Below are 20,382 nucleotides of genomic sequence, written 5' to 3'. Positions count from 1 at the left end.
ATGAGTATTCGTTTAACTGCCGCCACTTTTGTTTGACAACTCAAACCACACCTTATACAACCACTCCACACTAACAATATGGAGTTATTATGAATCAAATTTTTAAGCTATTACTCTTATCACTTCTTTTGATAAGCACTACGAATGCAGCAGCTAAATCATTAACTATTTACTCTGTTTACCCAGGTGAACAACTTGAGGCTGTCTTTAAACCTTTTACAGAGAGAACTGGAATTGAAGTTAAGTTTGTTGAAGGTAAAAGCAAAGACCTTATTAATAAAATAAAAAATGAAGGTGAAAATACGCTTGCTGATTTACACCTAGATAAAGACCTCGTTTATCATTCTCTTGCAACTCAATCTGGAATCTACAAGGCCTTTAATTCAAAAGTAGTTGAAGCAAATGTTCCAGCGAACTTTATTGAAACGAATAAGAATTGGTTTACAATTTTCTACCGATCTAGAGTCATTATGTATAACAAGAATCTTGTTTCTCCAAATGAGTTATCTACTTATGCAGATCTTGGAAATAAGAAATGGGAAAATAAGTTATGTGTGAGAACTTCTGGAAGTTCTTATAACCAAGCTCTTGTAGCCTCTATGGTTGCTCACCTTGGAGCAGATAGAGTTGTTAATATTTTAAAATCTTGGGTTACTAACTTTGCGAAAGAGCCGACGACAAGCGATCGTGATGTTATTCGTGCAATCGCCGCTGGAGATTGTCATGTTGGAGTTGTGAACTCTTACTACCTAGCTCCATTTATTGAAGCTGATGCCGACTATCCAGTAAAACCATTTTTTGCGAATCAAGGTTTTTCAAATGCTCATGTAAATGGTGTTGGAATTGGAATCGTTAAATATTCTAAGAACACAAAAGAAGCTACAATGCTTTTAGAATACCTAAGTTCAAAAGAAGTTCAAGCTCCTGTAGCAAAAGCATTCGACCAATACCCAGTCAATAGCAATGCTTCAATTAGCCCTACTCTTGAAGGTTTTGGAACATTCAATGTTGATAGAATTAATGTTGGAACTATTGGGAACTTTGTTGAAGTTGCAAAAGAAGTAATGTCTAAAGCAGAATACAAATAATTATTGCATCCTAAAAACAAAAAAGCTCCTCAAGGGGAGCTCTTTTGTTTTCTATAATTTTTCTTCTAATTCTTATCTGTACATTGACTCTACAATTAAAGCTGCCGCATAGATAAATGCAGAACAAGGAACTGCAGCAATCCACTTAAGCCACTTTGTCTCTTCATTTAAATGCATGAAAAAGTAAGCGACTAGAAATGCCTTTCCTAGTGCAAGAGAAATAACAGAAGTTGCGATTAAGTGATAAGCAAGTGCCGATTCCGCAACTAAGATCTCAACAGCTGTTAATACAGCAAGAGCAAAGAATATGATTAAGTATAATTTCTTATGGCTATGGTGGCGTACTTCAGACATGATATTTCTCCTTATTTTTTTTCATTACTATTGGCGAGCAAACCAACATCAATCATCATCTGATTAATGCTATGTTTATCTGTCTCGTAATATTTTCGAACATAACCGTTCCAATCTACAAGCACAAATTTCTCACTATGAGCGATATCTATCAAAGATACTTCCTCGCCGTCTACATTTCCAGATATTGGCTCACGCTTTCCCATCGGGACTTTAAAACCATCTATAATCGTTTTCTTAAGATCTGCTTCACTTCCAGTTAGAAACGTCCACACGTATGGATTAGCATGCCTCTTTCTTGCAAATTTAAAAAGAACGTCTGGTGTGTCGTACTCTGGATCTACAGTATAAGTAACAAGAGCAATATTTGTTCCAAGGCCTCTCACTCTTTTTTGAATTTTATCCATTTTTTCCATGAGGGCCGGGCAAGTTGTTGGGCAACTAGTAAAAGCGAATCCAGCAATATAAAGCTTACCTTCTAAGTCTTTACTTCCAAATGGCTTATTGAAGCTATTTATAAGAGTGTACTCTGGAACTTTATACAGTTTTGGAAGCGGTGGAGGTAGTTCTCTAACTACTGACTTATAAATTGGATACGAAAAAGTAAAAGCAATAAATAGAAACCAAAAAAGCTTGCTAGCAACAAGCTTTTCGAAGAATGTATTTTTTCTAACGTAACCAATAACAGTAGACATTCTTACCTATTTTCCAAATTTTTGGTTTTCAGCTTTAATGGCGTTCATTAAGTCTTTTCTAAGTTGAGTATCTTTCATATCCATCAAGCTTTTTACATAATATGAAACAGCCCAAATTTGATCATCAGTAATTGTATCTTTCCATGCTGGCATCGATGTTCCGCCAATTCCTGCGGCAATTCTGTGAGCAAGGTCGTCAACAGTTCTTGCACTTCTAACAGTATCCCAAGTAAAGTCTGGTGGAATATTTTGAAATCCCCATTCTGTCTCTTGTGGCTTTTGTTGAAAAACCGTCATATCAACTTCTCTTGGGTTTTCTTCTGTAATTTTACCTAGGGCCTCAACTCCAATATAAGCTCTGTGACAAGACTGGCAATTAGCTTCACCGTGATAAATAGCCTTACCTTTTGCTATGGCCGCAGACTGGTGCGCAAGTCCATATGGATCACTTATTAACTCAACATGCTTTCCAAGCTCTTTATCCTTACCTTCCCAAACCTTAGGTGCAAAAGTTTTAATGTATTGGACAACTGCATTTGCTTGATCTGGCTTTAAATCCCACGGAAGCATCGCTGTACCATCTAAACCTTTCTTTAAAAGTTCAAATAGATCCTCATCATGTGGCAACTCTCCGGAAAGCACATGACCAAATTTAAATATACCTTTAGTAAAGTCTCTCGGAGGTACTTTCATCCCTTTGGATGCCACACCTTTCCCATCTCCGTTCACACCATGACAAGGCATACAATACTCAGTATAAGTTTGTTTTCCTTTGTTCAAAGTCTTAGCAGTTACATACTTACCACCAGCAAAGATTTTATCTTCGCGAAAGTGACTCTCACTACAAGAAGTAAAAGCACCAAGGATAAGAAGAGTTGAAATTAGCTTAGCCATATTCTTCATGTCATTCCTCTAAAATAAAAAAATCGTTATATACATAATTAACCAAACAACACCTAAGAAGTGCCAAAATTTTCCAATGTTAAAAACTCTATTCTCAAGACTTTCAACACTGACATCTTCTTTAAGCGTCGGTACCAAATAAAATAGTAGAAGCCATGCAACTACAACGTGTGCGGCATGAGTCCATGTAAAAGAAAAAATGATCGATGGAAAAATCCCATCTTGAACATAAATTCCTTTTGTGTGCAGGTCTCTCCAAAGTAACATTTGAGTGACCATAAATGAGAGTCCTAAAAGTGTTGTAAAACCAAGCCACAACTTCTTTTCAGAATTCTCAATTAAAAAAAGTCTTTCATATTTCCAAAAAGTAAAACTACTTAGTGCAATTACAATCGTACTGATTGTAGGGAGAAAGAGATCAACTCTCTCAAACCCCATTGGTGGCCATACTTCAGAAGTTATTCTAAAGACAGTGAACCCCAAAAGTAATGAAGCAAACAACATCGAAAAAGTGACCAGGATAACAGTCATAGCGATGGAAGACGTAATTTGTCTTCCAACTCTTTCTTTATTCAATGTGGAGCTACTAAGTACTGTACTCATTTAATTATGCAAGCTCTTCTGTTTGGTATTGAAAGTCTCTTTCACCAGTTAAATTAGGATTTCCAAACTCGTGTGGTCCACACTTAACAATAGGGATTTCCTTAAAGTTATAGTGAGGAGATGGAGATGGAATAGTCCATTCAAGTGTTCCAACTTCCCATGGGTTGTCACCAGCTTTTTCTTTCTTGAAAAATACTGCATGTACAAAATTAATCACAAAAATAATCTGTGAAAGTCCCATAATGATTGCAGACCAAGTAATAAAAGTATTAATTGGCATCATTCTTTCCATAAATTCATAGACGAATGGATTGTATAGTCTTCTATGCATTCCCGCATAACCAACAACCATCATTCCCATGAAGATACCGTTAAGACCAATCATTGTGATCCAAAAATGAACCTTTGCCCAAAACTCGTTCATCATCGTTCCAAACATTTTTGGCATCCAGAAATAAGTAGCAGCAAAACCACCAAGTAAAACAGAAGCAGCCATTGTGTAATGAAAGTGACCAACAACGAAGTAAGTATCGTGAAGGTAAAGGTCAGTTGTAACTGTTGCAAGGTATAAACCAGTTAAACCACCAAGACCAAATACGAATACAACCCCTAGAGAGAAAAGCATCGGAGAATGGAAACGGATCGAACCTTTCCAAATTGTTCCAAGCCAGTTCGCAAAAAAGATTGCTGATGGAATTGAAATGGTCATCGTCAGTGTCATAAACGACTGAGTTAACAGTGGAGACATCTGAGTTGTGTACATATGGTGACCGTAAACTACAGTTGAAAGAATTGTAATTGTCGTCATCGATAATGCTGTTGCTTTTGCTCCAAACGCCGGCTTTCTAGCAAAAAATGATAGAAGGTCAGACACAATTCCCCACGCTGGAAGAATTAGGATATAAACTTCCGGGTGACCGAAGATCCAAAATACGTGTTGGAATAAAATTGGGTCCCCTGTTCCTGAAGTTGCCGCAGCCCCTGCAAGGAAGAACGCAGTTCCAAAAACTCTATCAAATACTAGAAGTAAACAACCTGCACCTAGAACAGGAAGAAAGATTGCATTTAAAATTGCAGTCAGTCCAAGTCCCCAAACAGATAGTGGCATATCGAAATATCCCATACCTGGAGCTCTAAGCGTAATGATAGTTGTAATGTAGTTAATGGCACCCATTGTAGATGAAATCCCTAGAACAAAAATCGCGAGAGTCCAAAGAGTTTGTCCAACCCCAGGAGAACCAATTAATGTTGAAAGGGTTGGATATGACGTCCATCCCCCAGCGGCTGCACCTAGAGGAGTAAATAACCCCGCAAGTAAAAGTACGCCAGAGAGAACTGCTACGTGAAAAGAGAGCAAGTTCAACAAAGGAAATGCCATATCTCTCGCCCCAATCATAAGAGGTATAAGGTAATTACCAAATGCTCCAATTAAGATCGGCGTAATTGCGTAGAAAATCATGATCGTACCGTGCATAGTAAAAAGCATCGCATACGTATCAGGAGGAACAACTCCACCTGTAGAAGGAAATAAGAAATTTCCAATTACTGGGAACGGTTGTCCAGGAAACGCTAGTGTCCAACGAATCATAAGGGCCATCATTCCCCCGATTCCTAGGAATAGGATTCCATACCAAAGAAATTGTTTTCCAATCACTTTATGGTCGTAAGAAAAAATATACTTCGACAAGAAAGTTTTTGGAGCATCATGGATATGTTGTTCGTAAAAAGCCATTGCTCTATATCTCCTTAATAACTAATTCGTTTAATTTTACCAAGTCCAAGGCCATCCCCAATATAGATCAGCATTTTCACGATCATTTTGGGCAATTGCTTTGTCTTCTGCTTCCTTCATCCATTCTTCAAAGTTATTTTGAGTATATGAAGTTAAGTAAGCTTTCATTCTGTAATGATAAGTTCCACACATTTCCGCACAGGCAATGTTGTAGTATCCATCTTTTGTTAATTCAAACCAAAGTCTTGTTATACGACCAGGAATTGCATCAACTTTTCTTCTCGTATTTGGAAAATAGAGAGAGTGAATAACGTCTTTAGAAACAACTTGGAAAATAACTTTTCTACCAACAGGTAGTCTAAGATCATTTAGTTGAACTACGTCATCTTCAGTATTAAAAACACCATCACGACCCGCATATCTAAAATGCCATGCCCACTGTTGCGCCATAACTTCTATACGAAGTGGCTTCTCATCTTCTTTCGGCCAATTTGCGAATACTTCAACGTAGTCTTGATTCGAAATTCTTGTAATGTTCATATCAATACCAAGGAATACTGATAGACCAATTACCGTTAAAACGATGATGTGAATTTTCTTATTTCCATAAGTATAGTAAGCCTTCTTGTTTCTCTTAGCGCTATACAGATAAGAAAAACCAAAAATCCCTGCACATACTAGGATGAAAAAGAATAAATTCAGGTAAGTCGTGAAGTTAAAAAGCCAGTCAATAAGATGGCCATTAACAGAAATATCCTCAGGAGTTTGCATTCTCTCCCAAAGAGTCCAAGTTTTTGCAGTATTTGCAACTGCAGCAGATAAAACAGTCATAGATAAAACCTTTCAATAAACTATGAAGTTAGAATTAGTAAATTAGAGTTCTAAGTCACTATATTCTATATATAAAAGTATGATAATTCTAGATTCTTCTACTATAGATTTCAGCTAAAGAAAATCAAAGATGATAAAAGAATTGGTAGATAGATAATTGAGGCGAGAAAATACTGCCTTGCCCAACGATCAGTCTTCAATTCCGTGTCTTTAAAAAATCCTAAAATAGAGAGAATTATAAATAATGCGCCTAAAACAAGAGATGTATTCAAGTAGCCAACGCTCGCATAGCCGATTAAATAAGGGGTCAGTGAAGTTAGTACCAATACAATAGTATAAATAAAGATATCTCGTTTAGATTTATCGAAACCTGTCTTATTTGGATAAACTTTAATATGACCCGCGTCATAATCTTTAGAGTAATAAATTGCGATAGCTAGAAAATGAGGGATCTGCCAAACAAAAAGAATTGAAAAAAGTATAATTGCCATAGCATCAATTTTGCCGGTCACTGTTGTCCAACCCATCACAGGAGGAATTGCCCCTGGTATCGCTCCAACAAAGAGGGCCAATTCACTCTTTAACTTCATAGGTGTGTAGGCAAATAAATAGAGAACTGCTGCTAACAATGAGAGAATCATTGTTGGCCAATTAACAAAAATTGCAATTAGAGGAAGAGCTATAACAATCATTCCGTAACCAATAATTAGAGAAGTCGAGGGCTTCATTCTTCCAGATGGAAGAGCTCTATTCTTTGTACGGTCCATTAATTTATCGACGTCTCTTTCAATATAACAATTTAAAGTCGTCGCCCCACAGACAACCATCGTCATCAAAATAAGCGAGAATATGGCCTTAAAGAAGTTGAGCTCACCGGGTGCCGCAAATATTCCAACAACGATTGTCACAACAACTAAAGTTCCAAGCCTAAGCTTTGTAATCTCTAGAACATCACTAACAAAAGTATGCTGGTTTTCACCTAGGGCTTCTAGCTCCGTGTACTTTAATTTATTTCTAAAATTCCAAAGGAGACAAATAAGTAATGTCCCTATCGCTAAATGTACAGTTGTAGGGATAACACTCACACTAGACTTAGCAACAAGTGAACCTGAGAATGCTTGAATTAAAATAACAGTGGTTATCAAAACAGAATGAGCTTTTAGAGAATTTTTAAATTTATTAGAAACTCCTTCCCACTTATGCCCTGAAAAGAAAACTCTTGAGCAATTCCAAACGACAGTCACAAGAGATACTATTGCAAAATACTTATGAGCAAGATTCAGCTGAACCTTAGGAATGCTAGACCAGTAAAGGATTTCATGACTTTGATGATGTACACATTGCAGAAAGAACTCTCCCGCTCCACAAATTTTTCCCGCTCCACTATGTCTAAGAACTGCTCCTAAGAAAATTTGAACCGATACGGCAAGTAGAGAGAAAAATACCCCATCCTTTAAAGTAGGATCAAAGAGATTCTTAAAACTCTTGGAATCTATCGAAAGACCTCTCTTTTGCATGCTTGATCTAAATTCACTTCTCATCGAGAGAAGGCTACAGAGAAAAACTAAGCTAATGCAAAGATGTGTCGTCGAAATTAAAGTTGGTAACTTATAAAAGAATGTCGATGCTCCTAATCCTCCCTGAAGAAGAACTAAGAAGAAGCATCCAAAAGTATATTTATAAAATTTGCTATAACTTTCTTTGTGAGCTCTTCCCATCCAAAAAATAACAAGAGTTAAAAAACCAATAGCGCTTGCTAAGAAACGATGTAATTGCTCTAAAAATGCTCCTTGTGACGAAGCTGTGGAAATGATCTTTCCATAACATAGCGGCCAATCAGGACAGCTTAGACCTGAACCAGTATTATGAACTACACCCCCTAGTATAATTAGGAGGTAAGTCAAAAAAATTGTGAGGTTAATTAAAAAGTGCATTATCTGTTCTATATACTCTGTATCGACCTACACTTCAAGGGCAGAAGATTTTGAGATTAAAGTGAATAAAAAATACTGGGCACAGGCCAACATCAACCCAAAAAGTAAGTGAACTGGCTGTACAGCAGGAGGTACTCCCCCATAGGCCAGTGCAATTCCAGAAAGAATATTCACAAAGACGATGCCACACGTAAATCTAGTCCATCCAATAATTCTAGAATGAACATTGGATAATTTAGAGACCTTTATAAATAAGAATACATGGACCACAACAATTAAAATTGAATACGAGCGGTGAATGAGATACTCAAGTCCAAGTTTAGAGATCCATAAATTTCGAACAATTCCATCTCGAGACAGGTGATCAATATCTTCTCTAACTTGGGTTCCAAGAATTATTTGTCCAAATGTAAGTAAAATTAAAAAGAGAAGAAGTTTCTTAAGTGGTGCTCCTGATTCTTTTTTCAAATGAAAAATAAAATTATTCTCATCAGATCTAACTCTTGCTTCCAATAAGAGAAATATTGTCACCACGGCTGCTAGCATATGGAGTGTGATAATGACGGGCTTTAAATTAGTAGAAACGACAATAGAGCCCAACCAACCGTTAAAACCAACAGCAAATACAGTTGCCCACGAGAGGTAAATAATAGATTTATTTTCTGACTTATAACTTGAAGAAGCTAGCGCCATTAAAAAGACAAGTATTCCAGTTGTTGCGCCAACGAGTCTATTTATATATTCAATCCAGGTCTTAACAGGATTAAAATCAGCAATTACCTTTCCAGAGACTTTAAATCTCTCTTTATAATCTAGCGGTAATTGTGAAATATCCGTAGGAGGAACATATTGTCCAAAACACTTTGGCCAATCGGGACATCCTAGCCCTGAGCCAGTACTCCTAACCAATCCTCCAACTAAAATCAGAAAGAACACTGTAAAAATACAGATACTTAAGAGCTTTCTAAATTTAGGGTGACTATGACCAGACAACATTTCTTCTCCAATTAATTACTTTAAATTAGAGTTATCAAATCTAATGCTATTGAGCAATAAAAGTTCGAAAATCTCAAGCCAAGTGAGTTTGATATCTATTTTCATTTCCTCCCAAGTTGGTTAACCTTAAAAGAAAGAATAAGGAAATATAATGTCCAGAAAACCTCACGAGCCCGTTTACTATGGCGACTATCTTCAACTAAATAAACTACTTGATACCCAGTTACCTAAATCATTAGAAATAGAAAATAATGAAGCTCATGATGAAACTTTATTTATTATTGTCCACCAAGTTTATGAACTATGGTTTAAACAAATAATTCATGAATTAAAATCTATCGTTACAATGTTTTCAGGAAAAACAGTTCATGAGAGTGACTTAACCACTGTTGTCGCAAGACTTGAAAGAATTACAAAAATTCAAGGTCTCTTAGTTGACCAATTAGGAGTTATGGAGACCATGACACCTATGGACTTTCTTGAATTTAGAGATCTTCTTGTTCCTGCATCTGGATTTCAAAGTGTCCAATTCAGAGAAATTGAAGTCTTGATGGGTCTAAAAACAAATAACAGAAAAGAAGTTGATAGAGAATACTTTCTTGGACGACTAAATGACGAAGACAAGAAGAGAATACTAGAAATTGAATCATCTGCCTCAATTTTAGAACTAGCAGAGGCCTGGCTTGAAAGAATCCCTTTCACTAAGAGTGAAAAATTCGATTTTTGGAGTGAGTACGAAAAGCAAATTAACATTATTTTGGACGATGACGAAAAAACCATTCATGAAAACCAGGCTACTCTTGATTCAAGAGGAATGGCCATGCAACTAGAGAACTTAAATGCCACTCGTGAAACTTTTGCTTCTCTTTTAGATGATAGTAGACATAAGCAACTTATAAAAATTGGTAAAAGAACCTTATCTAGAGAAGCCACTTTAAATGCTCTCTTTATCCTTCTTTATAGGGACGAGCCTATTCTTCATCTCCCATACCGATTTCTTACAACTTTAATGGACATGGATGAACTCTTTACTACATGGAGATACAGACACGCCATTATGGCGCAGAGAATGCTTGGAACTAAGATTGGAACAGGAGGATCTTCTGGTCATCACTATTTAAAGATGGCCGCTGAAAATAATAGAGTCTACTTAGACCTATTTAATCTCTCGACTTTTCTTATCCCAAGGTCAAAACTCCCAACACTTCCTGAAGACATTAAGAAAAATTTAGGATTTCACTTCAATGAATAAGTACCAAAAGCTTTTTTCAAATTTCATTAAAAAGAATCATGGAAAGATTCACTTTGCGTGCCACAGTCATCACTACTGGCCAGACTGCACCAGAGAAGCACAACTTGAGTACTGGGAAGACTCCAGTAAAATGGTAGATGATAAATGGGAATATATTTTTTCAAATAAAATCCCAAGAGCACAAGAGCTACTATCAGAAGTTTTAAACTTCACTAGATCTAGCGATATTACTTTTGCTCCTAATACCCATGAGCTTGTAAATAGAATACTCAGCTCATTTGATGGTAAAATCAAACTCTTAACGACAGACTCCGAATTCTACTCTTTCTCCAGACAGCTCAATAGACTTATTGAAGCGGGAGTTATTGAAGCCACTATTATTGCGACACTCCCATTTGAAAATTTTGAAGAAAGATTTATTCAAGAAAGTAAGTCCGGCTATGATATCGTTTTTACTTCTCATGTTTTCTTTAATAGCGGGCTGGCGATCAACAACCTTGAAGGTTTTGTTGAAGAGATTGCCGAGAATAATTCTAATATTATAATAGATGGTTACCACGCTTTTATGGCCCTCCCAATAAACCTTTCTTCCATTGGTGACAAGATTTTCTACCTAGCAGGCAGCTATAAGTACCTAGGAGCTGGAGAAGGATGTTGCTTCATGACCATACCTAAGGACTGCAAACTTAGACCAAAGAATACGGGATGGTTTGCTGAACTTTCAGCGCTTGATAACGTGAATGAAAATCAAGTTGGATTTCCAAATGATGGACTTCGGTTCGCTGGATCAACTCTAGACTTTACTTCTCTCTACCGAATGGTCTCTGTTTTAGAAATGTATGAGAGAGAAGAAATAAATTCTGAATTTATTCACAATCATGTAAAGATTTGCCAAGAAGTTTTCTTGAAAATCATTGAGGAGATGTCTCATCCACATTTAAATAGAGAAAATTTAATTCTACAAGACCTTCACCACCATGGGCACTTTCTAACCTTCAATCTTGAATCTCCAGAAATTGTAAACTCTATAAAGAAGAAGTTAGAAGAAAACGGAATTCTTACTGATTCTAGAAAGAATCGTCTGCGTTTTGGTTTTTCTATTTATCACGACAGTAATGATTATCAATTAGAGAAGTTTAACGTTTAAACAGATAACTAGAGATGATCTGTTCCAAGTCCAAATGGCATATTGACAGTGAGTCCAAGACTAATTCCACCACCTCGTTTATTTCCAACAATAAACCCAGGATCAACATCTTTATACTTTAAGAGATTAGGATAGAGGTTTAATCTCCAACTCATATCCTCACTTCCATTTATAAAGAGAGAACCATCTAGCTCTCCATTAGTCTCATGAAAGAGAGAAACAACAAATCTCCCTTTTTGTTCTAGAGGATCAGTTAATGACATTCCTCCACCTACAGAGATCACTCTCTCCTCTTTGTAAGTAAAACTTAAGCCCGCAATATTTTGCATTCCAAAATAAATGAAAGGCTTAAGCTTCCCATCATTAAACTGAAGTACCTTTGGTCTCGTGATATAATTTAATCCTGCATTAAAAAAGTCATCTGACTTAAGAGACCAGACAGGCTGAAAATGCCAGGCCTTTACTTCCATTTCATCTAAGAGAAAATTCATATAGGTCTTATTGTAAGACATAATAAAAGCAGCTAGGTCAAAGACGTAGAGATCTGCAATATGGTCATGGCTAGATATTTCATGATGGCTGGTTTCTAGAGCCTCATTCCCCATATGTGCAGCATAAGTAAAAAGAAATGACCAAACAGCAGGAGCGGGATAACCATTGTACTCAAAGTACTCCCTAAGCATTAGCGTATCGTAAGAGCCTCCAATAAAATGAAGTCCTATATTTGGAACAACTCTTGAGCTAAAGAATTCATCTTTGATTAATTTCCCGTAGCCTCCATCACGTTTAATATTCTTGTCAGGTTCTTTGATTCTATTCCAAACAACGGTCATTTTTTCAGAGTAATTCTTCTGTGAAAACCAATAAGGATTTTGAATAACATCAAAAGTTCCGTTAATAACATATGTATAAGGAGTCCATATAGAATTCTTCTTTGGATCAAATATCTGATACTCTTTTGCAAAAGCACCATTTAAAAAAAATGTAAGTACAAGTGAAAGTATAATCTTCATAAACTACCTAGTGATGAAGATTACTTCTATATTTTTAAGACTAATTTTTCAACTAAACATTGAAGTTGTTTAAGATTAAATAAATTAAAACACCAGTAATAGATATATAAACCCAGATAGGAAAAGTTATACGGGCTAACTTCTTATGCGTATCAAAATTTTCTTTATAAGCATTCCAAAGAGTTGCCAAGACAAGAGGAACGAGAGGAATTGAAAGAAGAATATGAGTAATAAGAATAGTAAAGTAGATATACTTTATTAAACCCGTCGCTAGAAATTTCGTATCTCCGTGAAAGTGGTGATAAGTAATGTAGCTAATAACAAATAAGAATGAAGAAAAAGTCGCCGCAATCATACATTTGATATGAAGCGCTCTATAGCCAGTCTTAATAAAGAATAGTCCACAACAGAGAAGAATAAATGAAATTGAATTTAAAAGAGCGTTAGTAGCAGGTAAAGTCCCTACCCAACTTGCAGACGTTTCATGGGGAGTTTTAAAATAAATAAGCCACACAAGAAAGGAGATTGTAATAGTACTTACAACTCCAATGATCGTGTATGCTTTTGTATTATTCTGCTTTTCCAGCATGATCTATGTGATTATTAAAATCTCTATGCTTAATTATAGTCTTATAGAGAAAATAAAATGGAATATAGCAAAGGATAATGAATACTGTGAGAATATAGACTAAGTACTTATCTCTTGGGTTTCCCATAGAGCCTGCGCACCCAGGACAAGCATGGGCGCTCTCAAGAAGAGTAATCAAAGAAATAAATGTAATTAGTCTAAGCTTATTCATATTATAGTAAATAGATAAAAGTAAAAACGAGAATCCATACAAGGTCTACAAAGTGCCAAAATAGTCCAGCAAGCTCTAGTAATGTATAATCGCCTTTATCAAATCTTCCCTCATAAGCAAGTTTCCACATATAGCAAAGATAGCAAACTCCTGTAAAAACATGGAGTCCGTGAAACCCTGTAATCGCAAAGAATGTTGAGGAGAAGAGGTTATTTCCGTGAGCGTATGTAGAAAAAGTCATCCCCATTGCATGGTGAAGATGGATATACTCATAAGCCTGAATCCCTAAGAAGATTGCTCCTCCAAGAATTGTGAGCCCAAGCCACATCAAAATTCCCTTTCTATCTCTTTGCTTACATGAATCAATACAGAGAACCATTGAAACAGAAGAACAAATTAGTATAAAAGTCATGAAACCAGAAAGAGCTACACCACCAAGGGCCTCAACAGGAACTGGCCAATGCCTTGTCCATCTAAGAACTGCATAAGCAATTAAAAGTCCTGAAAAGGACATTCCATCTGTTCCTAAGAATAGCCACATTCCAATCTTATTTGGACTCGCTTTTCCAAAATCTGGATCATTTGGGAAATCAATAATTCCATCGTGAGCGACAGTTTTTGTATTATGTCCGGACATATAATTCTCCTACACTCTGTAGATAGGACCTAGTCTTCACTAGATCCTTTTTATATTATTTCTGGTTTGGTGAAAATTTATCTTCACCGATTTCTTGTAAGTATTTAACTAGAGCATCTTTTTGCTTCTCAGCGTCTCCACCAAATACTTCAGAATCCATACTCTCCCCATCTTCCCAGAACGATGGCATCAGCGTACCTTCTAGAATTGCTTGAGGATTACTTAACCACTTCTTAATCCAAGATGGACGAAGACGATGCTTAGCAAACTTCAAATTCGGAGCTGTTGGCTCAGTCGTACTTCCAGGTAATCCGCCGTGACAAGTATTACAACCAAGAGACTGAATTAACTTAAGAGCACCATTTCTCTCACCTGGTAACCATTCAACTTTCGCAGGTAAGTTTTCAAATGTTTTCTGCTTAGACTTATGTTGGAACATGGCCACAAGCTTATTTCTCTCTTCATTAGAAAGATTAAACGATGGCATTCTAATCGGTGTTCCAGCGAAGTCCTTATCAAAATGTCTAATTGGATAAACATTACTTAAGAAGTAATTAAACCAATCTGCTTGAACTCTATGTCCTTGACCAACAAGTCTTGGTGGTCCTTGATTGATATCATCTTCATAAAGAGAAAGAATATCTCCAAAGTCTCCATCAATCTGATGACAACCAATACAGTTATATTTCGTTACAACTTTCATTCCTTCCGCAACAACTGCTTCATCTTTATCAAGTTGCTTAACACCTGTAACGGGAACTCTGTCTGAAACTTGTCCAAGTAGAGCAACAGTAATGTCACTCGCCTGTTTTTCAGTCATATTAAACTGAGGCATTCTAAGTAAATCTTTAAATGGCTTATCTGCACCATTGTCCCATCTTCTTGGGTTAAGTAAATGGGCTTCAATCCATTTATCTCTACTATGCTCAACTTTCTCATGACCAAAACCAAATTGAGTAAGTGGCTTAGAACCAAGCTTCGTTAACTCTGGCCCAATTGGAGCACGTCCTTCGAAACCTTCAATATTGTGACAAGAGTAACATCCGTACTTACCAACAGATCTATAACCCAGCTCCATAGTTCTTTCATGATCACTCATTTTAGCAAGTCTAGCTTTCGCTACATCTTCAGGGTCAAATGCTGCGAAGTACTCTACAAGTAATTCATCTCTTAAATCATTATCGATATTCTCAAACTTTAACTCTTCAAATTTCTTATTCTTCTTAGACATTAAGTAAGCTGTAATATCATTTGCTTCTCTATTAGAAAGTCTAAAAGATGGCATAATTGTATCTTCTTGATAGTGATCTGGTTTTAATAACCATGAAACCATCCAGTCAGAGTTCTTAACTTTTGAGCCAATTCCCGAAAGATGAGGACCAACAAAGGCATCAACTTTCTTAGACTCTACCGCAAAGTCTTCAACTCCGTGGCATCCCATACAACCAACTTCACGAACTAGCTTCTTACCTCTTTCAGTATTTCCACCAGTGTATTTAGCAAATGGCTTATATTTTTTTGATTTCTCAAATACGAACTCAGCAATTGCATTTACTTCAGTTACGTTCTTCTTAACAAATTCAGCAGAGTTGTTATTCGTCTGATTAAAGAACTGAGGCATTTTTGCATGCTTATTAAATGCTTTTGGATCCCAAACCCAATTCATAAAGAATTCTTTGCTTACCTTAGAGGCAATTTTCTCTAAACTTGGACCTGGTTTTCTATTATGCTCCCACCCTTCAATTTTGTGACAAGCATAACAACCAAACTTTCTAATATTTCTCTTACCATCATTGACGACTGTTCCCTCTGGAATATACTCAACATTATTGTGACATTTTACACAACCTGCTTCGTACTGACCCTTACGGAACTGAACGATTGGAACCTTATGTGGCTCATGCCAATTATATTTCTCTTCCCACTCTTTCTTTTGGGCATCGTCTTTTGGCATGTGAGCTGCTGCATTGAAATCATTAACTCTATGTCCTTCTCCACCGTGACAAGTTGTACACCCAAATTGTTTCATTGGGTGTTTCCCCTTAGCTCCAACCATTAGGTCTAAGTTAGGGTGAGTCTTGTATGGGTTTTCTTGAGCTTCATAACCTTCTTGATCAATGAAAACGTGACAAGTCATACAACGGTCAACTTTAGGAACATGTCTAAAGTATCTATCATCTGTAATATTATCTAGAACAACTTGATGAATTTTTACTGTTGGGTCCATGAAATCAATGAATGGTAGATTTCTAAGTACAAATACTGGATTAACATTTAGTTTATCTTTTGCACCTTGGAGTAAATTCTTCTTACCTACAATATTTTCAATACTTCTTTCAGTATCTGTAACTTCTTTGTTATAAGATCTAATTTTTCTACTTAATTCTTTTTCCTTAGCTTGAAGGATTTTCTTTCTCTCAGAAGAGTCTGCAAATTCTTTCTTCTTCACTTGAAGTTTTGCATATAGAGAATCTGCATTACTTGCGTGTTCTGCATGAGCAACACCGTACTGGAAACCAACAGCAGAAACTTGAGAGTTAGCAATACCACCAACAATTGTCTCATTTTTTAGATCTTTCTTAACAAGTCTAAGCTCTTCTTCAGCTGCGACTATATCTTTCTTTCTTGAGTCAACAGTCTTTTGAGAAGCCTCTAATTGCATATCAAGTTTTGCGAGCTCATCTTCATTAATTTCTTCTTTTGCTGCTTTAATATCTTTAGCAATTTTCTGCTTCTTTATTTCCATTCCCTTTAACTGAACAGCTTTCCACGGACGAATATAGTCATCAAGAAAAACCCAAACAACAGTTATTAAAAATGCAACAGAAAGAAATGCAAAGATCTTATTAAGTTTCTGCATGTTCCAAGCCATTCCTGGCTCTTGCTTCTTACTCATCAGTATTCCCTTTTTTCACACCCGAGGGGTTATAAGTTTAATTCCCACTCTGGTAGTGCAACAATATATTTCAAATTAATTAACCATCTTAAAACCATCTTTATTGGTAAACTCATCATAATAATGAATAAGAATATAAAGATGTAGTATCTAATAGCTCCAGACTTTTCATAAAGCTCTTTACAGTACTTTGACTTAAGAGAAACAAGAGGTAGAACAACTAAGTAACCAACAGTTGCCAGAATTCCGAAAATTTCTCTTACCAGTAAATTCTTTGGCATTGGAACATTTAAAATCTTAATCCAAATATATTCAGAAAGATTAATATTGTATTCAGCAACAACCTTATGAAAATCCCAGTACTCAAATGGTCCATAGAATGTCCAGTTAGGTCCTCGAAGAAATGTTCCTACAATAATTAGATAAATCCAAAGAACTAACCAACCAAATAAGAATGAAGTTACTGCTAACTTTCTTTCAACAAAAGTATAGTAACCATTCCCTTTAGGGTTCGTATCAATATATGGAATCGCAATTAATCCAACAACGATAACTCCAGGAAGAAGAACTCCGGCCATCCAAGGGTCAAAGTAAACAAGCATTTCTTGAAGACCAAGAAAGTACCATGGTGCTTTTGCTGGGTTTGGTGCCCATGTAACGTTTGCTGGCTCTTCAAGAGGAGCTTTGAAGATAATTGCCCAAACAACTAGAAAAATTGTTGTAGCAATTATTACAAATAGCTCTGTATATACAAGGTTTGGCCAACACCAAACTTTCTCTCTATTCTCCGGAAGTGCTTCAATTGGACACTCTCCAGCTTCAATTCTCTTATCATTTTCAGCACACTTATAAAGACTGAGCCAAGTTAAGAACGTAAGCATGATAATAATGATATTGATCGGAATATTATCCGGCCAAAGTATAATTTTAATAAAGTTAGGGTCTGCACAAAACCAAGCTACAACAGGAAGAGTTACAGCAAGCCCCCAGTAAGCAAATTTCTTAGTCCCAACAACCTTGTAATATCTAATCATCAAGAAGAACAAGATTGTAAAAATTGGAAACGATCTAATTGGATCAGCTAACCAGTTAATTAATTCTTTCATTTCATATCCTTAAAATTAAAAACTACCAACTAAAGTGGAGCCGAAATCCCACCGTCTTTTCTTACTCTCCAAAAGTGAACTGCAATCAACACACCTACAACAAGTGGGATGAATACACAGTGAAGAATATAGAATCTTAACAGTGCTGGCTCACCAACGAAACGTCCCGCTAGAAGTTGAAAACGCACGTCGTTCTTATCTGAAACCATTACAAAGTCACCAATCTGAGCAAGAGCTGCACCTGGACCACCGTGACCCATAAATGGAGTTGCTTTTGCCATATTCGCCCCAACTGTAATCGCCCAAATTGCAAGCTGATCCCAAGGAAGTAGGTAACCTGTGAATGATAAAAGTAGTGTTAATACTAAAAGGATTACACCAATACCCCAGTTGAATTCACGAGGTGGCTTATACGAACCAGTCATAAAGACTCTGAACATATGTAACCAAACCGTAATAACCATGGCGTGAGCACCCCATCTATGAATCTCTCTCATAATCCCGAGAGGAACGTGCTCTTTAAGTGCTATAATATCATTGTATGCATACTCAGCAGTAGGTCTGTAGTAGAACATTAATAAAAGTCCTGTCACAGTTAGCGCTAAGAAAATAAAGAATGTAAGTCCACCCATACACCATGTGTATCCTAGCTGAACACCAGACTTCTTTAACTTAATTGGGTGTAAATGAAGAAACACGTTACCCGCTACAACACTTGCTCTATTACGCGCATTATCTGGAGGTCCATGTCTAAAAATAGACTTCCAAACTTGTGTCTCACGAACTTTTTGTGCCAAACCTTTTTCTGACATCTTTTTCTACCTTTGTAGTTATTTCACTATCTTTTAAATTAAAAATTAAATTAAACGTTTAAAAAAGAGTCTGGATTATCCCATTGACCTTTTTCTGAACGGTAAACTTTCGTCTTATCTACTTTAATTGTTCCCTCTGCTGTGAGAGAAATTTTATATCTTTCTAATGGGCGTGGTGCTGGTCCCTCAAAGTTCACACCACTCATATAGTAACCAGAACCATGACAAGGACACTTAAATTTTAATTCAGCAGGAAGCCAGTTAGGAATACAACCAAGGTGCGTACAAATATTTGAAAGAGCTACCAGTTTACCTTCTTGCTTAACCATCCAAACACCGTAACCATTCTTCCAACGCTCATCAACACCGGCCTCATAATCACCTGGTCTACCAGCAATGAAATCCATTTCAGGATCAAAGCTCACATTCGGATAAGAAAAACGAAATGCTAAAGTTGCAAGACCTGCACATGCAGCAGAGAATGCAATCCAAGCAACAGAGAGATAACTAAAGAACTCTCTACGGTTTAAACTTTGTTTCATTTCAGTACTCATTCTCAAACCTTTAAAAAGTTTAATACCCCGAAAACCAAGCACTCCGGCTCCGTTAACAGGGTTTATTTAATATTAATTCTAAAAAATTACGTAGTTAGATTATGCCGACAATGTCTTAATTTTTCAATTCATTTAAAACTTGCTGGGCTTTTGTTGTAACTTTTGGATTATTATTCCCATCAACAACACTTTGCACAACAGTCGTCATCTTCTTCCACTTCATTTTTTCAATTGCATTCAATATATTTAGTTTTAAATTCGTCACTTGATTCACATCAAAAACCGAACTTACACCAGTTTCTAAAATTTGCTTAATTGTCTGGATCGACGCATCATTTTCATAGTAAATAAGCGCCGTTGCAGCTGAATATCTAACAGCAATACTTTCGTCTCGAAGACTTCCTACAACTGAGCCTTCCAAGGCCTTTACTTTATGCGTCCCAACTGCGAGAACAACAGCTTGTCTAATCGCATGATCTTCATCAGTAAAATATGGTTTTAATGATTCCCAATTAAAAGCCACCCCTTGAGGCATATTTCCAAGAGCTACTAAAGTATGGAAGCGAACATCTGAACTCTTGTCTTTTAAGGCCATTTCTAAAACAGGGAAAGCCAGCTCACTTCTCAGTCCACCAAGTGCCACCACAACAAAGTCTCTTGTTCTAGGGTCAGGAGAATTAGAATAAACATCGGATAAATTTTCCACTAGCCATGGAATGTCCTCATCAGGAATCTGCGAAGACCCGATTTTCTTACTTAACTCGTAAGCTGCAATCCACTTATTTCCAAAAGCCTTAGACTGAAGTTCACGGACGTGATCTTTGTATGAAGACTCTGTAGATAACATTTTTGTTACACCAAAAATAATCAAAGCTCCCACTAACACTATTGCTATTGGCACAATCAAACTTCCTACAAAAGGATTCTCAAGTAATTTCTTGTCACCTTTTAAGATTAATTTCTTTGGTTCTTTTTCAACTTCCGTCATCGAATTGAGCCTTTTCAATTGCCGCTTATTGGACTATGTTC

Annotated in this window: 20 protein-coding genes; 3 read left to right on the top strand and 17 right to left on the bottom strand. The window is 36.5% G+C overall.

Features of this window, described 5'->3' with window-relative positions:
- Positions 1-89: 89 nt before the first annotated feature.
- Complete coding sequence (locus tag CES88_RS09575; RefSeq protein ID WP_290733777.1) at positions 90-1,088, top strand: extracellular solute-binding protein; 999 nt, start codon at positions 90-92, stop codon at positions 1,086-1,088.
- Positions 1,089-1,160: 72 nt separating this feature from the next.
- Here the strand turns inward: CES88_RS09575 and CES88_RS09570 are convergent, their stop codons facing one another.
- From CES88_RS09570 to CES88_RS09535, 8 genes are all read right to left on the bottom strand, one after another.
- Positions 1,161-1,442: a cytochrome C oxidase subunit IV family protein gene (locus CES88_RS09570; protein ID WP_290733775.1), complete on the bottom strand. Its 282-nt coding sequence runs from the start codon at positions 1,440-1,442 to the stop codon at positions 1,161-1,163.
- Positions 1,443-1,453: 11 nt separating this feature from the next.
- A complete protein-coding gene (locus CES88_RS09565) occupies positions 1,454-2,137 on the bottom strand; it encodes an SCO family protein (protein WP_290733773.1) in 684 nt (227 codons plus the stop codon).
- 6 nt (positions 2,138-2,143) lie between these two features.
- Entirely contained in the window at positions 2,144-3,040 is an 897-nt protein-coding gene (locus CES88_RS09560) for a cytochrome c (RefSeq protein WP_290733771.1), read from the bottom strand.
- 9 nt (positions 3,041-3,049) lie between these two features.
- A complete protein-coding gene (locus tag CES88_RS09555) occupies positions 3,050-3,643 on the bottom strand; it encodes a cytochrome c oxidase subunit 3 (RefSeq protein ID WP_290733769.1) in 594 nt (197 codons plus the stop codon).
- A gap of 4 nt (positions 3,644-3,647) precedes the next feature.
- Entirely contained in the window at positions 3,648-5,375 is a 1,728-nt protein-coding gene (locus CES88_RS09550) for a cbb3-type cytochrome c oxidase subunit I (RefSeq protein ID WP_290733767.1), read from the bottom strand.
- Between the two features lie 36 nt (positions 5,376-5,411).
- A complete protein-coding gene (locus tag CES88_RS09545; RefSeq protein WP_290733765.1) occupies positions 5,412-6,206 on the bottom strand; it encodes a hypothetical protein in 795 nt (264 codons plus the stop codon).
- Positions 6,207-6,316: 110 nt separating this feature from the next.
- Entirely contained in the window at positions 6,317-8,140 is a 1,824-nt protein-coding gene (cyoE, locus tag CES88_RS09540; protein ID WP_290733763.1) for a heme o synthase, read from the bottom strand.
- Between the two features lie 27 nt (positions 8,141-8,167).
- On the bottom strand, positions 8,168-9,136 hold the full coding sequence (locus CES88_RS09535) for a COX15/CtaA family protein (protein WP_290733761.1): 969 nt from the start codon (positions 9,134-9,136) through the stop codon (positions 8,168-8,170).
- 151 nt (positions 9,137-9,287) lie between these two features.
- Between CES88_RS09535 and CES88_RS09530 the strand changes: the two genes are divergently transcribed.
- Both CES88_RS09530 and CES88_RS09525 read left to right on the top strand, forming a co-directional pair.
- Positions 9,288-10,388 (top strand): tryptophan 2,3-dioxygenase family protein, encoded by a 1,101-nt coding sequence (locus tag CES88_RS09530; protein ID WP_290733759.1) that lies wholly within the window; start codon positions 9,288-9,290, stop codon positions 10,386-10,388.
- On the top strand, positions 10,381-11,535 hold the full coding sequence (locus CES88_RS09525) for an aminotransferase class V-fold PLP-dependent enzyme (protein WP_290733758.1): 1,155 nt from the start codon (positions 10,381-10,383) through the stop codon (positions 11,533-11,535). Before CES88_RS09530 ends, CES88_RS09525 begins: the two co-directional genes overlap by 8 nt.
- Positions 11,536-11,543: 8 nt before the next feature.
- Here the strand turns inward: CES88_RS09525 and CES88_RS09520 are convergent, their stop codons facing one another.
- The 9 genes from CES88_RS09520 to CES88_RS09480 all read right to left on the bottom strand — a co-directional run bounded on the left by CES88_RS09520 (position 11,544) and on the right by CES88_RS09480 (position 20,341).
- Positions 11,544-12,548, bottom strand: coding sequence for a hypothetical protein (locus CES88_RS09520; protein ID WP_290733757.1), 1,005 nt, complete (start codon positions 12,546-12,548; stop codon positions 11,544-11,546).
- A 52-nt stretch (positions 12,549-12,600) separates the two neighbouring features.
- Positions 12,601-13,137: a DUF420 domain-containing protein gene (locus CES88_RS09515; protein ID WP_290733755.1), complete on the bottom strand. Its 537-nt coding sequence runs from the start codon at positions 13,135-13,137 to the stop codon at positions 12,601-12,603.
- Positions 13,118-13,348, bottom strand: a complete 231-nt coding sequence (locus CES88_RS09510; protein WP_290733753.1) for a hypothetical protein — start codon at positions 13,346-13,348, stop codon at positions 13,118-13,120. The genes CES88_RS09515 and CES88_RS09510 overlap by 20 nt, the downstream gene beginning before the upstream one ends.
- Position 13,349: 1 nt before the next feature.
- Positions 13,350-13,985, bottom strand: coding sequence for a cytochrome c oxidase subunit 3 (locus CES88_RS09505; protein WP_290733751.1), 636 nt, complete (start codon positions 13,983-13,985; stop codon positions 13,350-13,352).
- Positions 13,986-14,040: 55 nt separating this feature from the next.
- The gene (locus CES88_RS09500) at positions 14,041-16,881 is read right to left on the bottom strand and encodes a c-type cytochrome (RefSeq protein ID WP_290733749.1); all 2,841 of its coding nucleotides are present in this window, start codon (positions 16,879-16,881) and stop codon (positions 14,041-14,043) included.
- Between the two features lie 29 nt (positions 16,882-16,910).
- Positions 16,911-17,987: a hypothetical protein gene (locus CES88_RS09495; RefSeq protein WP_290733747.1), complete on the bottom strand. Its 1,077-nt coding sequence runs from the start codon at positions 17,985-17,987 to the stop codon at positions 16,911-16,913.
- Between the two features lie 29 nt (positions 17,988-18,016).
- Positions 18,017-18,799 (bottom strand): cytochrome b N-terminal domain-containing protein, encoded by a 783-nt coding sequence (locus CES88_RS09490; RefSeq protein WP_014242929.1) that lies wholly within the window; start codon positions 18,797-18,799, stop codon positions 18,017-18,019.
- Positions 18,800-18,849: 50 nt separating this feature from the next.
- Positions 18,850-19,341 carry a ubiquinol-cytochrome c reductase iron-sulfur subunit gene (locus tag CES88_RS09485; protein WP_290733741.1) on the bottom strand — a complete coding sequence of 164 codons (492 nt, stop codon included), beginning with the start codon at positions 19,339-19,341 and terminating at the stop codon, positions 18,850-18,852.
- A gap of 127 nt (positions 19,342-19,468) precedes the next feature.
- Positions 19,469-20,341: a hypothetical protein gene (locus CES88_RS09480; RefSeq protein ID WP_290733739.1), complete on the bottom strand. Its 873-nt coding sequence runs from the start codon at positions 20,339-20,341 to the stop codon at positions 19,469-19,471.
- Positions 20,342-20,382: the final 41 nt, after the last annotated feature.

The organism is Halobacteriovorax sp. JY17, from assembly GCF_002753895.1.
In the GTDB taxonomy this organism is placed as follows: Bacteria; Bdellovibrionota; Bacteriovoracia; order Bacteriovoracales; family Bacteriovoracaceae; genus Halobacteriovorax.
This window is presented reverse-complemented; position numbering and strand designations above follow the sequence as displayed.

Coding starts and splice junctions, on each gene's coding strand:
- CES88_RS09575 (WP_290733777.1), top strand. CDS start 90: ATGAATCAAATTTTTAAGCTATTACTCTTATCACTTCTTTTGATAAGC.
- CES88_RS09570 (WP_290733775.1), bottom strand. CDS start 1,442: ATGTCTGAAGTACGCCACCATAGCCATAAGAAATTATACTTAATCATA.
- CES88_RS09565 (WP_290733773.1), bottom strand. CDS start 2,137: ATGTCTACTGTTATTGGTTACGTTAGAAAAAATACATTCTTCGAAAAG.
- CES88_RS09560 (WP_290733771.1), bottom strand. CDS start 3,040: ATGAAGAATATGGCTAAGCTAATTTCAACTCTTCTTATCCTTGGTGCT.
- CES88_RS09555 (WP_290733769.1), bottom strand. CDS start 3,643: ATGAGTACAGTACTTAGTAGCTCCACATTGAATAAAGAAAGAGTTGGA.
- CES88_RS09550 (WP_290733767.1), bottom strand. CDS start 5,375: ATGGCTTTTTACGAACAACATATCCATGATGCTCCAAAAACTTTCTTG.
- CES88_RS09545 (WP_290733765.1), bottom strand. CDS start 6,206: ATGACTGTTTTATCTGCTGCAGTTGCAAATACTGCAAAAACTTGGACT.
- cyoE (WP_290733763.1), bottom strand. CDS start 8,140: ATGCACTTTTTAATTAACCTCACAATTTTTTTGACTTACCTCCTAATT.
- CES88_RS09535 (WP_290733761.1), bottom strand. CDS start 9,136: ATGTTGTCTGGTCATAGTCACCCTAAATTTAGAAAGCTCTTAAGTATC.
- CES88_RS09530 (WP_290733759.1), top strand. CDS start 9,288: ATGTCCAGAAAACCTCACGAGCCCGTTTACTATGGCGACTATCTTCAA.
- CES88_RS09525 (WP_290733758.1), top strand. CDS start 10,381: ATGAATAAGTACCAAAAGCTTTTTTCAAATTTCATTAAAAAGAATCAT.
- CES88_RS09520 (WP_290733757.1), bottom strand. CDS start 12,548: ATGAAGATTATACTTTCACTTGTACTTACATTTTTTTTAAATGGTGCT.
- CES88_RS09515 (WP_290733755.1), bottom strand. CDS start 13,137: ATGCTGGAAAAGCAGAATAATACAAAAGCATACACGATCATTGGAGTT.
- CES88_RS09510 (WP_290733753.1), bottom strand. CDS start 13,348: ATGAATAAGCTTAGACTAATTACATTTATTTCTTTGATTACTCTTCTT.
- CES88_RS09505 (WP_290733751.1), bottom strand. CDS start 13,985: ATGTCCGGACATAATACAAAAACTGTCGCTCACGATGGAATTATTGAT.
- CES88_RS09500 (WP_290733749.1), bottom strand. CDS start 16,881: ATGAGTAAGAAGCAAGAGCCAGGAATGGCTTGGAACATGCAGAAACTT.
- CES88_RS09495 (WP_290733747.1), bottom strand. CDS start 17,987: ATGAAAGAATTAATTAACTGGTTAGCTGATCCAATTAGATCGTTTCCA.
- CES88_RS09490 (WP_014242929.1), bottom strand. CDS start 18,799: ATGTCAGAAAAAGGTTTGGCACAAAAAGTTCGTGAGACACAAGTTTGG.
- CES88_RS09485 (WP_290733741.1), bottom strand. CDS start 19,341: ATGAAACAAAGTTTAAACCGTAGAGAGTTCTTTAGTTATCTCTCTGTT.
- CES88_RS09480 (WP_290733739.1), bottom strand. CDS start 20,341: ATGACGGAAGTTGAAAAAGAACCAAAGAAATTAATCTTAAAAGGTGAC.